At 45.0% G+C, this 12,364-nt stretch carries 10 protein-coding genes; all 10 read left to right on the top strand.

Going from position 1 to position 12,364, the window contains the following annotated elements; all coding sequences use genetic code 11:
• The first annotated feature begins 357 nt into the window (after positions 1–357).
• The 10 genes from IGJ25_RS16225 to sapS all read left to right on the top strand — a co-directional run bounded on the left by IGJ25_RS16225 (position 358) and on the right by sapS (position 12,314).
• Positions 358–1,899, top strand: a complete 1,542-nt coding sequence (locus tag IGJ25_RS16225) for an FtsX-like permease family protein (RefSeq protein WP_123834773.1) — start codon at positions 358–360, stop codon at positions 1,897–1,899.
• Between the two features lie 12 nt (positions 1,900–1,911).
• Complete coding sequence (locus tag IGJ25_RS16220) at positions 1,912–2,586, top strand: ABC transporter ATP-binding protein (RefSeq protein WP_005227776.1); 675 nt, start codon at positions 1,912–1,914, stop codon at positions 2,584–2,586.
• Positions 2,579–4,129, top strand: a complete 1,551-nt coding sequence (locus IGJ25_RS16215) for a PASTA domain-containing protein (protein WP_015510468.1) — start codon at positions 2,579–2,581, stop codon at positions 4,127–4,129. The genes IGJ25_RS16220 and IGJ25_RS16215 overlap by 8 nt, the downstream gene beginning before the upstream one ends.
• 189 nt (positions 4,130–4,318) lie before the next feature.
• Complete coding sequence (locus IGJ25_RS16210) at positions 4,319–6,058, top strand: ABC transporter ATP-binding protein (RefSeq protein WP_225001269.1); 1,740 nt, start codon at positions 4,319–4,321, stop codon at positions 6,056–6,058.
• Positions 5,997–7,919 carry an ABC transporter ATP-binding protein gene (locus IGJ25_RS16205; RefSeq protein WP_005227782.1) on the top strand — a complete coding sequence of 641 codons (1,923 nt, stop codon included), beginning with the start codon at positions 5,997–5,999 and terminating at the stop codon, positions 7,917–7,919. The genes IGJ25_RS16210 and IGJ25_RS16205 overlap by 62 nt, the downstream gene beginning before the upstream one ends.
• A 201-nt stretch (positions 7,920–8,120) precedes the next feature.
• Positions 8,121–8,615 carry a methylated-DNA--[protein]-cysteine S-methyltransferase gene (locus IGJ25_RS16200; protein WP_225001270.1) on the top strand — a complete coding sequence of 165 codons (495 nt, stop codon included), beginning with the start codon at positions 8,121–8,123 and terminating at the stop codon, positions 8,613–8,615.
• Between the two features lie 103 nt (positions 8,616–8,718).
• Positions 8,719–10,224 carry a phosphomannomutase/phosphoglucomutase gene (locus IGJ25_RS16195; protein WP_081116934.1) on the top strand — a complete coding sequence of 502 codons (1,506 nt, stop codon included), beginning with the start codon at positions 8,719–8,721 and terminating at the stop codon, positions 10,222–10,224.
• 19 nt (positions 10,225–10,243) lie between these two features.
• On the top strand, positions 10,244–10,447 hold the full coding sequence (locus IGJ25_RS16190; RefSeq protein ID WP_005227790.1) for a hypothetical protein: 204 nt from the start codon (positions 10,244–10,246) through the stop codon (positions 10,445–10,447).
• Positions 10,448–10,605: 158 nt separating this feature from the next.
• Positions 10,606–11,280, top strand: a complete 675-nt coding sequence (gene sapR, locus IGJ25_RS16185) for a two-component system response regulator SapR (protein WP_225001271.1) — start codon at positions 10,606–10,608, stop codon at positions 11,278–11,280.
• Complete coding sequence (gene sapS, locus IGJ25_RS16180; RefSeq protein WP_225001272.1) at positions 11,277–12,314, top strand: two-component system sensor histidine kinase SapS; 1,038 nt, start codon at positions 11,277–11,279, stop codon at positions 12,312–12,314. The genes sapR and sapS overlap by 4 nt, the downstream gene beginning before the upstream one ends.
• The last annotated feature ends 50 nt before the right edge of the window (positions 12,315–12,364 follow it).

The following is a 12,364-nucleotide window of genomic DNA, read 5'->3' as shown; positions in this document are numbered from 1 at the left end:
AAAATGAAAATGGGGCTGAAGAATCAATTCTGATTCATCAGTCCCATAAATTATAGAGCCGGATTTTCTCGCTGGGAAAGAGTGAGAGAATTCCTTCGTTTTTTTATACTCTCGAAAGCGCCAAGCATTTTTGATGGAATCCAAGTAAAATTTAAGTTGAAATCGGGAAATCTTACAAAACTGTTAGCAAAAATCCCATTCTTTTATTTGTTATTTAACATCTTTTTCTTGTTCTTTTATAAGGGTTTTTAAATGGAAATATCGTTTGTACTCGTTTTTTTATATTTAAAATTCGAAAAACGCCCCTTTATTGCGATTGTTCTTGAGGGAGAAGTATGGAATAATTGTTAAAAAATAATGTCACTGGAGGAAAAAACAATGAACTTTTGGCAGCGTGCATTAAAAAGTATCACCAGAAGAAAAGGGAAATCATTTATTTTATTTTTAGTTCTATTTATTCTAGGCAATGTGATCGCTGGTGCTGTAGCAATTCAACAATCCACTGCCAACGTGGAGCGAGAGACGAAACGCAAAATGGGGAACGTAGCTACGGTGGAAATGGATTGGGAAGGTTTTGATAAAGACCATGCGGATGTTTCGGAGGAAGAACGGTCTCAAGAGGATTTTTATCCGAAACCACCAGCGCTGGATGTTTATAAGCAAATCGGTCAGTTAAGCTATGTCAAACAATATGACTATCAAATGATGGGCAGTTTAGAAACGAAAGAACTGAAAGCGTATGTACCAGAAGATGGTTCAATACAGATGGGCGGTCAATATTTCACATTGAAAGGCGGCAATTTGACACAGCCAATAGATATGCAAGAAGGGTTGATTCGTCTCGATGAAGGCGAAGGCCTAACGGAAAAAGATTTAAATGAACTGACGAATGCGGTATTGATCAGTAAAGAAGTTGCTGAACTGAATAACTTAAGCGTTGGTGATCAGTTGGTTTGGGATATCCGGACAGATATCATGATGGGCGGTGGAAGCGAGATCGTGGATGACGAAGAAAACGATGGCACAGAAGAAACTAGTGATGACAGCAACAGTGCCAGCTTTGATTATCCTGTGACGATCGCTGGAATTTTTTCGGTAGTTAAAAAAGATCAGAGCAATCAAAATGATTCATCGGATCAAAGTGGTAGTCAAAACTCCGATACGATATGGCAAGTGATGGATCAAATCAATACGTTTTATGCTAGTAATAATCTAGTCCTCGATTACACTAAGATTCAAGCAGAGAAGGTTTGGGGTGAAACAATCGATGAAGATGCAGATAACTTTTATCAACCGATCTTTGTCCTAAATTCAACGGATGACGTCGAAGCCTTTAAACAAGAAGCTGGTGCGTTATTGCCCCAATACTACCGCGTCGTTGCCAATACGGATCAATACGAGCAGATCGCCGGTGGTTTTACTCGTTTAGGAGTGATCGCAAATTACATCGTGATCATTGCATCGATCGCTACCATCTTTATCATTTCCTTAGTGGTCTTGCTTTTCTTACGAGATCGGAAACAAGAATTAGGCATCTATCTCTCCTTGGGGGAAAGTCGTGGGAAAGTCATTGGTCAGATCGTGATTGAAGTCTTGCTGGTTAGTTTAGCCGCACTGCTATTGTCCTTAGTGACCGGGAACTTATTAGGTGGTGCCGTTTCAAATACCTTGATGCAAAACGATTGGATGAGCAATCAAAATGAGATGGGCGGTGTTTATTATGGCAGTATGATGGCAGCTAATATTGATTACATGGATATCAAAAATGCTTATCAAGTATCCTTCTCAGCCGGCTACATCATCACGTATCTGCTGTTAGGTCTAGGAACTGTCTTACTCTCAGCGATTTTACCGCTATTGTATATTTTACGCTTGAATCCAAAGAAAATCATGATGTAGGAGGAACCAACGATGACTTTATTAGAAACGAAAGCAGTCGATTACTATTACCAAGACGGCGATCAGCGCCGCTATATACTGAAAGAGACCTCTGTTTCTTTTGAAAAAGGGACTTTCTATGCCATCTTAGGACAATCTGGTTCGGGAAAAACGACGTTTTTATCCTTGATCAGTGCGTTGGATAGTCCGAAAAGCGGTCAAGTACTTTATGAAGGCACCGATATCGAAAAAATCGGGCATGAGAATTATCGCCGCGACGACATCAGTATCATTTTCCAAAGCTATAATCTGATTCCCTATTTGAGTGCAGTCGAAAATGTCTTAGTGCCGATGGCGATCACGAAAAATCAGCTGCCAGACAATCAACGAGAAGTGGCGTACAATTTGCTGGATTATATAGGCATCACTAAAGAAAAAGCCGATCGTCTCGTCAATCAATTATCTGGTGGGGAACAACAACGGGTAGCGATCGCCCGGGCGTTAGCCACCAATGTCGATATCATTTTAGCGGACGAACCAACCGGGAATTTGGATGAAGAAATGGAACAAGAAATCATCGATATCTTTAAAGAGCTGGCACACGTCCACAACAAATGTGTGATCGTCGTGACCCACGCCAACGAGATCGCTCAACAAGCGGATGAAGTCTTGTATTTACGTAAAGGTGTGTTGAGCAAACATGAGTGATTTTTTATCAAATTTTAGCCCGGACAACTATGATGGCAAAAAGAAACCCACGCCCGATCGCGAGAAAAAAACCAGCGAACCTGTCGGAGATCAAAACGCAAGTGGCGCGGAGCAAGCGGGCAAACCAGCAGAGCCGACGACGGTTCACCAATCAGAAGAGTCGACCGCTAGTGAGCCACTGAGTCGTTCGGCAGCCCGACAACAAACACAGACGACTGAAGCAAAAGCGGCGAGTTCTTCGACGGAGAAGGTAGCATCAAAGGAACCAGTCAGCCGGTTTGGGAAAGAAGAAACGGAATTTGATCCGACCTACAAAAAGCGTAAGCAGAAAAAAATCTTGCTGATTGCCCTACTGACCGCCTTGGCGGTTGCCGTGATTGGGATCGTCTACTATCAAATGACCCATGTGAAGGTGCCAGATTTCACTGCCCAAGATCTGTCAGAAGCGCGGACGTGGGGCATGGAAGAAGGCGTCGCTATCAAAGTAGAGCAAGAATATGATTTTGACAAAGACGTCAACCAAGTGATCGACCAAAGTGTTGATCCTGACAAAAAGATCAAGAAGGGTGCCACATTGACACTGACGGCGAGTCTCGGGCCTGATCCTGAAGAACGCTTAGAGCTGCCAGATTTTTCAGCGATGCAAGTGACCGAAGCAAAAGAATGGATCGCCAGCAATAAAGCCGAGAACCTCTCTTTGATCGAACAATTTGACGACAACGTAGCAGCAGAAGCCTTTATTAAACAAGAGGCGGCCAACAAAGAGCTTGATTTGGCGGAATACAAACGCAAAGACCGTTTGAGTGTCTATTATTCAAAAGGGAAAGAGGTCTTTGAAAAGAATATTGAAGTACCTGATTTTACGGGCAAAGCCAAGAGTGAAGCTTCTGAATGGGCGAAAAAGAATGACTTGAAATACAAAGAAGAAACCGTCTTTTCTGACAGTGTCGCCCTGGATCTGGTGGTTTCACAAGAACCAGTCAAAGGCAGCAAACTCGCGAAAAAAGATGAATTTGTGGTGAAGGTCTCAAAAGGCCAAGCATTGACCGTTCCAGATTTTTCACAATACACGATCGAAGAAGCCCAAGGACTAGAATCGAAAATCCCGCTGCAAGTCAGCACAGTCTATTCCGATCAAGTGGCGTATGGTAGTTTCTTGAGCCAGTCGGAAGAAGCAGGCAAAGAATACAGCGAAAGCGATACTTTGCCAACCGTCAAAGTCGTCTACTCATTAGGCCGACCATATTTAAAAGACATCCGTTTCCAAGCAACGGAAGGCGACTTGCCAAAACTATTCTTTGATGAATACAAATCAAAAGGCGCCAATGTCTATTATGAAATCTACTATGTCGATTCGGCGGAACCAAAAGGAACCGTTGTTGAAATGAGCCGCTACGGCGAGTTTATTCCCCTAGAAACGTGGATCACCATCGGGATCAGCCGCGGCAATCTGCAAGGCAGTACCCAAACACCGCCGGCAGATGATGGCGGTGACGATGTCGATGAACCGATCAGTACCGCTGGTTCAAACGCTACCGAATAATCCTTACTAAGTGCTTTTTCAAACCGCATCAAAAAAGCAAGCACCCTTCTTTTTGGAAGGGTGCTTTTTACTTACTAATTGTAAAAAAAACACAAGCGAGCCGCTTGAAATCGCTGGGTCGATAAAGTAAACTTGATGGTAACGATAAAAAATGGCTCCGCAGTGCCATCTATAGAAGGGACGAAACAAATGATAAAAAAATTACTCGCGAATGTTGGCAGCTATAAGAAGGACAGCTTGCTGACCCCTGTGTATGTAGCAGGAGAGGTTGCCTTAGATGTCATTATGCCCCTGATCATGGCCATGATGATCGACCAAGGGATCGAAAAAGGAGACGCCGGTGTGATTCTAAGAGATGGCGGCTTGCTTTTTTTATGTTCCTTGATCGCATTACTTTTAGGAACGCTTGGCGGACGAACGGCAGCGATCGCTTCGGCTGGTTTTGCCCGCAACCTGCGGCACAATCTGTTTCGCCGAATCCAAGATTTTTCCTTTTCAAACATTGACCGCTTTTCTTCCTCCAGTTTGATCACCCGCTTGACCACTGACGTGACCAACGTCCAAAATGCTTACCAAATGATTATTCGTATTCTGGTCCGTAGTCCGTTAGTTCTGATTTTTTCACTTGCAATGGTTAGCACCATCAGTCCAGAACTTATGACGATCTATCTGGTTGTTTTACCGATCTTAGCGATTGGCCTGGCTTTAGTTATACGTTTTGCCCACCCGCTGTTTCTAAAAGTATTCCGCATTTATGACCGCCTGAATAATGTGGTGCAAGAAAATTTACAAGGGGTTCGCGTCGTGAAATCGTATGTTCGGGAAGAACAGCAAGAAGAACTGTTTGGCGAAGTGTCCACCGATGTTTATCGGAATTTCACGCTTGCGCAACGAATCGTCTCTTTCAACATGCCATTGATGCAATTTTCTGTCTATACGTGTATGCTGCTCCTGTCATGGTTTGGTGCTCAGCTGATCGTGGAACAAAGCAGCCTGACCACTGGGGAGTTAGTCAGCATGTTCAACTACACGATGCAGATTTTGATGAGCTTGATGATGATGTCGATGGCTTTCGTGCAGATTTTGATTGCACGAACGTCGGCAGAACGGGTCGTAGAAGTATTAGATGAAGAAAGTGACTTGAAAAATCCCGCCGATCCAGTCAAAGAGATCAAAGACGGCTCCATCGTTTTTGAGAATGTCGGCTTTAGTTACGCCAATGACAAAAACAAGCTGGCGCTGACGGATGCAAATCTGCGTATCGAATCCGGGGAAGTCATTGGAGTCATTGGCGGGACCGGGAGCGGAAAATCCACCCTCGTCCAGCTGATCCCGCGCTTATATGATGTGATTGAAGGGCGTGTCATCGTCGGCGGTCATGATGTTCGCGACTATGATTTAGAAGCATTGCGGGACCAAGTAAGTATGGTCTTGCAAAACAATGTCCTTTTCAGCGGCACCATCAACGACAATTTACGTTGGGGCAATGAAGAAGCGTCGGATGAAGAGATCCAGCGCGTGGCAACGATCGCACAAGCCGATCCCTTCATTCAAGAATTTCCTGATAAACATGAAACGCAGATCTCACAAGGAGGAAACAATGTTTCTGGTGGACAAAAACAACGGTTGACGATTGCTCGTGCCTTGTTGAAGAAACCGAAAATCTTGATCCTCGATGATTCTACCAGTGCCGTCGATACCAAAACCGACCGCAGTATTCGTGAAGGCTTGAAACGAGAAATCCCGGGAACGACGACGATCATTATTTCCCAACGGATCAATTCGATCGAAGATGCAGATCGGATCATCGTAATGGATGATGGCAAAATCAACGGCATCGGTACCCATGAAGAATTATTGGCAAACAATGCCATCTATCAAGAAGTGTACCATTCGCAGCAGAAAGGATTTGGTGAAGGTGAAGAATAGACAAGCAGCAAATCCCAAGCGCACATTGAAACGCTTATTGCGGACGATGTTTGGCGACTACAAAGGACAACTTCTATTCGTCGTTGTTATGATCTTATTAAGTGCCTTTGCCAACGTTCGCGGTTCGTTGTTTTTACAAGTCGTGATCGACGATCATATCACACCGCTTTTAGGGCAAGCCAATCCTGATTTTGGCGGTTTGTTTCGGGCGATCGTTCAAATGGCGATCATCTACCTGATTGGGATCTTGGCCGCACTGATCTATAACTTTATGATGGTCAAGATCAGTGAGGGGACGCAGAAAAAAATCCGTGACCAAATGTTTACGCATATGCAGTCTCTACCCGTCGGTTACTTTGATGCCCGCTCAGATGGCGACATCATGAGTCACTTTACCAACGATACGGATACGTTGCGCCAAATGATCTCCCAAAGTATTCCAAACTTGATGATGGCGGCGGTAACCTTTTGTTCTGTCTTTATCGCCATGTTCTCCATCAGTGTCCCATTGACTTTGTTCGTGATGCTGTCGATTATTTTGATGCTGAATGTGATCCGCATCATTTCTCGCCGCAGCGGCCGCTTCTTTGGCGCACAGCAACGAGATTTAGGCGCTGTCAACGGGTATATCGAAGAAATGATGCACGGGCAAAAAGTCGTCAAGATCTTCAATCATGAAAAAATCGTCATGGAAGAATTTGATGCCTTAAATGACCAACTACAAGAAAGTGCCACTAAAGCCAATGTCAATGCCAATACCTTGATGCCGATCATGATGAACTTACTGAATGTCCAATATGTCTTGATCGCCATCATTGGGGGCCTGTTTGCCATCAATGGTGTTTCTGGCCTAACGGTCGGGATGATCGCTTCTTTCTTGCAGCTGAGCCGTTCATTAAATGGTCCTATCAGCCAGGTATCACAACAAATCAACTTTGTGATCATGGCGTTAGCTGGTGCCGAGCGGATCTTCCATCTATTAGATGAAACGCCAGAAATCGATCATGGCTACGTCACACTGGTCAATGCCAAATGGTCGCAAGGTCAGCTAGTTGAAACCAAAGAACGAACAGGCACGTGGGCGTGGAAACATCCCCACGAGGATGGAACCATTACTTATACGGAAGTGACGGGAGACGTGCGATTTGAAGATGTTGATTTCGGCTATGTCGACAATCAACTGGTCTTACATGATATCAATCTGTATGCAGAGCCTGGGCAAAAAGTTGCTTTTGTCGGTGCCACAGGTGCTGGTAAGACAACGATCACCAATTTGATCAATCGGTTCTACAACATACAAGACGGGAAGATTCGTTATGATGGCATCAATATTGAAAAAATCCATCTTGAATCCCTGCGCCGCTCCTTAGGGATCGTGTTGCAAGACACCCATTTGTTTACTGGAACGATTCGCGAGAATATTCGCTTCGGAAAACTGGATGCTAGTGATGAAGAAGTGCTGGCAGCTGCGAAATTAGCCAATGCCGACATGTTTATCAACCACTTGCCAGAAAAATACGACACCGTGATCACGGGCGATGGCGAAGGGCTTTCCCAAGGGCAACGTCAGCTGTTGGCAATTGCGCGGGCAGCGATCGCTGATCCGCCAGTGATGATCTTAGACGAAGCCACCTCAAGCATCGATACCCGTACAGAGCGGATCGTCCAATCAGGGATGGACCGTTTGATGTCTGGACGGACCGTGTTTGTGATTGCCCATCGATTGTCTACGATCCAAAACTCCGATGCCATCATGGTGATGGATCATGGCCGTATCATTGAGCGGGGGACTCATGAAACGCTATTGGCGGAAAAAGGCACCTATTATCAGCTCTATACTGGAAAAATCGAATTGGATTGATCCTGCCATGGCTACGGCTTGAAGCTGCAGCGACTGGCGATCTACCTATTTTTCCCTTGTTTGCAACGACCGATTGGCAGTAAGCCAGTCGGTTTTTTTGCGCAGCTCGAAAAAATGATATACTGTCACTGAGACAGCCGCACAACGGCGGCAGCACGTCAGCAGTTGTGCTGCGAAAAATGGATTCCATGAGGTGAAAACATGAAACTAGCATTGGCAAAGATCGTTTTAGATGATGAGTGGTATGAAGTGGTCCAATCGGAAAAAGGGCTAGTTTATTTTGGTCGGCAGCAGGATCATCATGAATTACTCAAGTTCTTTCCATGGGCTGAAATCAGTGATACAGCTGACCTTGATCCAGTAATTGAAGCGCAGCTGCAAGCTTATTTTGCAGGGGAACCAGTGACATTTACTTTTGCGTTTGATTTTGTCGGGACACCATTTCAACAAACCGTTTGGCAAGCACTGACCCAAATTCCTTATGGACAAACCACTACGTATAGTGACTTGGCGCTGCGCATTCAACGACCGACTGCTGTCCGCGCTGTCGCAAATGCAGTGGGGCGTAACCCGATGATGATCGTGGTTCCTTGTCATCGGGTGTTAGGAAAAAACGGGCGCTTGACGGGGTACCGGGGCGGGTTAGCAACCAAACGCCGACTACTGCAACTGGAAGGGATTCCGTTTAAAGAGTAAGGGAAGCAAACTATTTATAGTAAAAAATACTAAAAAGCAATTTCATTTCCTTTTTTCTCTGGTATAATAAAATTGATTCCGGTTACAAGAAGGGGTGGAGGAAATGAACATCGTTGATTTGCAAAATGGTTCTGATATTCGAGGAATTGCGATCGCAACAGAAAAAGAGCAGGTGACACTGACAGAGCAAGCGGTTCGGCAAGTTGCTTCGGGCTTGCGCAACTGGTTGGCAACAAAGGGCAGCGGTCCTTTTCGCGTGGCAGTCGGTCGTGACAGTCGCTTGAGTGGCGAAGCACTGCAAGAAGTGTTGATGGCACAGCTGCAGCAAGAAGGCGTGGCAGTGATCGATTGCGGCTTGGCAACGACACCTGCCATGTTTATGAGTACACAGTTTGCGGATTTCGACTGTGATGCTGGTGTGATGCTGACAGCGAGTCATTTGCCTTATTACTTTAATGGAATAAAAATTTTCAGCCGCCAAGGCGGTGCCGAAAAAACGGATATCCACTATATTTTGACCCACACTACCGTTCATGAGGCAGCGGAAAAAGGAAGCTATCAGCAAAAAGACTTGCTGACGCCTTATGCCCAAGATCTACTGCAAAAAATTCGCCAAGGGATGGGAACCAATGAGGAAAAACCTTTGGCTGGATTAAAGATCATTGTTGATGCAGGCAATGGCGCCGGCGGCTTTTTTGCTGAAAAGGTATTGCTGCCGCTGGGAGCAGATACGAATGGCTCGCAATTTTTAGAACCGGATGGGCATTTTCCCAATCATATCCCGAATCCAGACAATAAAGAGGCAATGGCAAGTATTCGCGAAGCCGTCTTGCGGGAACAAGCTGATTTAGGCATTATTTTCGATACCGATGTCGACCGCTCGGCCGTCGTGACCAAAAGCGGTGAGCCCTTGAACCGCAACAATATGATCGCTGTATTAAGCAAGATCATCTTAGCGGAACACCCTGGCACGCGTATCGTCACCAATTCGCCAACCTCTAATCATTTAAAAACCTTTATCGAAGCACTGGGAGGCCAGCAAGTACGCTATATTTCTGGCTACCGCAATGTGATCAACAAAGCGATCGAATTGAATGAAGCAGGACTGGACACACAGTTAGCCATCGAAACCAGCGGGCATGCCGCGTTTAAAGAAAATTTCTTTTTAGATGACGGGGCGTACGTGATCGCCAAGCTCTTGATGATGCTGCCACAATTGCAACAGCAAGGCACGACACTGGATGAGCTGATCGCGGCGTTGCAACAACCCGACGAGACCCAAGAATTGCGCTTTGCGATCCAACAAGCCGACTATCAAGACTATGGTCGCCAAGTGATCGCGGATTTAGCCGATCATTTGGTTCCAGGCTGGCAGATCGATCCAGAAAATGAGGAAGGCATTCGCATCAACTTGACAGCGCCCTATGGCCAAGGCTGGTTCTTGCTGCGAATGAGCCTGCACGAACCACTGCTGGTGCTGCAGATCGAAAATGATGAAGCGGGTCATCTACCGGCAGTCGTTCAAGCGATCGGTCGCTTCCTATCGCAGTATGAAGCCATCGATCAAAGCAAACTGACACAGTTTTTAGCACAGCAACCAAAAATTTGAAGAAAAGCAGGGAACTAAAATGGTGATCTTGATGCTGCTGATCATGGCAGTGACGTATGGTGTGAATTTTTTCTTGTTTCGTTACTTGAACAAACGACCAAAAATCGATGTCGTTGAACGGTTATCGATGTTATTAGGTGTCAACATGAGTGTGCTTTTTTTCGATGGAATCTTATTGTTTATCGGTAAATTACTGATCGAGACGGTAGAGATCATCGAATAACCCAATAGACATTTTTGCTTTGCCTCGCCACTGGCTTCTACCGTCAGTGGCGAGGTTTTTTAGGGTTTGCTAAAAACGGCGATTAATGTTCGCATTCGTTTTTGATATTTGATAAAGTAAAGAGGAGAAAATTACACAAAGTGAGGGAATTCACGGATATGGCAAAAATAATGGTAGTAGAAGATGAAGCGGTGATTCGCCAACTGATTATCGAAGAACTAGAAAAATGGCAGTTTGAGACCTTTGGCACGACGGATTTCCATCAAGTGTTGACTGACTTTGAAGAACAAGAGCCCCAACTGATTTTACTGGATATCAACTTGCCGGTTTTTGATGGCTACTATTGGTGTCAAAAAATCCGCGAAGCTTCCAAAGTACCAATCATTTTTATTTCTAGCCGCAATACCAATATGGATATGATCATGGCCATGAATATGGGAGCGGACGATTTTGTGACAAAACCTTTTGAGATCGACGTTCTGATTGCAAAAATCAATGCGCTGCTGCGCCGTTCCTACAACTATGTAGAAAGTAGCAGTGAAACATTAGTGTATAACGGTTTGACCCTCAATATCGACAACAGCAGCATGTATATCAATGGCGAAAGCATCGATCTTAGCAAAAACGAATACCGCCTGCTGTATATTTTGATGAAAAATCACGGCAAGATTTTAAGTCGGGAAAAACTCTTGCGGGCCTTATGGGATGACGAGCGATTTGTAGACGACAATACCTTGACGGTCAATATCAATCGTTTGCGACGAAAAATCGAACAAGCGGGGATGAACGGCTACATTGAGACCAAGGTTGGTCAAGGGTATATCGTACCATGACAAAGTGGCGAGTTTTGCGCAGTTTTTTGAAAGATCGTTGGCTGCTGTTTATCGGTTGGCTAGTCTTTTTCGTGTTGACGGTCTTAGTTTTTTGGCTGACTCCTCATTCCCCGATGGATTGGGGCACAGTCGGCTATCTCTTTTTGATGCAAAGTGTCTTGATGGTGTTCTTTTTAGCAGTCAGCTACTTATCTAAGCGGCGTTTTTGGCAAAAAATCACCCCCAAGCCTGGAGACAGCTTGCTGCAAAACTACTTGCAAGGAGCACGCTCGGCGGAAGAAGAACGGATCGAATCCTACATCAATCAGTTGATCCGAGAGCACCAAGAATTGATGCAGCAAGTCGTCAGCAATCAAGAAGAACAAAAGGAATACATCGATTCGTGGGTCCATGAGATCAAAGTCCCTTTAGCTGCATCACGATTGCTTTTGCATTCGATCGAATTTGATATTCCCGATGAAAAATTCATCTTACTAGAAAATGAATTGAACCGCATGAACGAATACGTCGAGCAAGTCTTATACGTCGCCCGCTTAGACAGCTTTTCAAAAGATTATCTGGTCCAAGAAATTTCATTGAAAGCCGTCATCCAGCCAGTTTTACGCAGTCAGGCCAATTATTTTATCCAAAAGAACCTGCACTATGCCGTTGAAGGCGAGGATCAGCAAGTGTTGACCGATGAAAAATGGCTCGGCTTTATCTTTCGACAGCTGGTCAGCAATGCCGTGAAGTACACACCACAAAATGGGAAGCTGACGATTCGGATCGAAAAAGATGCCCAAGGGACCTATCTCCACTTGCAAGATAGTGGGATCGGCATTCCTAAAGAAGACATGCGGCGCATCTTTGATAAAGGCTTTACGGGCGAAAATGGGCGCCAAACGGACACCCACTCGACGGGATTGGGGCTCTTTTTAGCGAAAAGTTTAGCGAAGGAATTAGGCATCGAGCTAACGGCTTCGTCGACAGTTGGAAAAGGAACCACCATGACGCTGTTCTTTCCGTTGTTGAGTTATTATGAGGAAAAACGCTAATCTGCTTTTTTTCGAGTATCTTTTTGTGTTTTTTGACAAAAATCACTTGT

It is taken from the genome of Enterococcus sp. DIV0240d (assembly GCF_051711245.1).
Classification (GTDB): Bacteria; Bacillota; Bacilli; order Lactobacillales; family Enterococcaceae; genus Enterococcus_D; species Enterococcus_D casseliflavus.
The sequence above is the reverse complement of the archived record's forward strand: the minus strand, read 5'-3'. Positions and strand labels throughout refer to the sequence as shown.

Coding starts and splice junctions, on each gene's coding strand:
- IGJ25_RS16200 (WP_225001270.1), top strand. CDS start 8,121: ATGAAACTAGCATTGGCAAAGATCGTTTTAGATGATGAGTGGTATGAA.
- IGJ25_RS16210 (WP_225001269.1), top strand. CDS start 4,319: ATGATAAAAAAATTACTCGCGAATGTTGGCAGCTATAAGAAGGACAGC.
- IGJ25_RS16205 (WP_005227782.1), top strand. CDS start 5,997: ATGCCATCTATCAAGAAGTGTACCATTCGCAGCAGAAAGGATTTGGTG.
- IGJ25_RS16220 (WP_005227776.1), top strand. CDS start 1,912: ATGACTTTATTAGAAACGAAAGCAGTCGATTACTATTACCAAGACGGC.
- IGJ25_RS16225 (WP_123834773.1), top strand. CDS start 358: ATGTCACTGGAGGAAAAAACAATGAACTTTTGGCAGCGTGCATTAAAA.
- IGJ25_RS16190 (WP_005227790.1), top strand. CDS start 10,244: ATGGTGATCTTGATGCTGCTGATCATGGCAGTGACGTATGGTGTGAAT.
- IGJ25_RS16195 (WP_081116934.1), top strand. CDS start 8,719: ATGAACATCGTTGATTTGCAAAATGGTTCTGATATTCGAGGAATTGCG.
- sapS (WP_225001272.1), top strand. CDS start 11,277: ATGACAAAGTGGCGAGTTTTGCGCAGTTTTTTGAAAGATCGTTGGCTG.
- sapR (WP_225001271.1), top strand. CDS start 10,606: ATGGCAAAAATAATGGTAGTAGAAGATGAAGCGGTGATTCGCCAACTG.
- IGJ25_RS16215 (WP_015510468.1), top strand. CDS start 2,579: ATGAGTGATTTTTTATCAAATTTTAGCCCGGACAACTATGATGGCAAA.